We start from the raw sequence: 269 nt of genomic DNA, 5'->3' as shown, positions 1-269 counted from the left end.
TCATAAACATTATCTTTAAATATAATATTTTATGGCACAAGAAGAATTTGACTTTGAGTCTTTTAAGAAGGAGGCTATTGCCGGCCTTTATTCTGGAAAAAAAATGACTGGCACCGATGGGGTTCTGTCTCCAATGGTGAAGCACTTTCTGGAATCTATGATGTCCGGTTAGCTTGAATACCACCTTGCTCAAGATAAACTTAACGAGCAAATTAACCGTAAGAACGGTAAAACGAAGAAGGCCGTGCGTAGTCTAAGTGCTGGCTCAT

At 39.4% G+C, this 269-nt stretch carries 1 protein-coding gene; it reads left to right on the top strand.

Features of this window, described 5'->3' with window-relative positions; translation table 11 throughout:
- Nucleotides 1-31: 31 nt before the first annotated feature.
- Entirely contained in the window at nucleotides 32-172 is a 141-nt protein-coding gene (locus GNY06_RS15690) for a hypothetical protein (protein WP_166519672.1), read from the top strand.
- Nucleotides 173-269 lie beyond the last annotated feature (97 nt).

Source organism: Elizabethkingia argenteiflava (assembly GCF_009904105.1).
Classification (GTDB): Bacteria; Bacteroidota; Bacteroidia; order Flavobacteriales; family Weeksellaceae; genus Elizabethkingia; species Elizabethkingia argenteiflava.
This window is presented reverse-complemented; position numbering and strand designations above follow the sequence as displayed.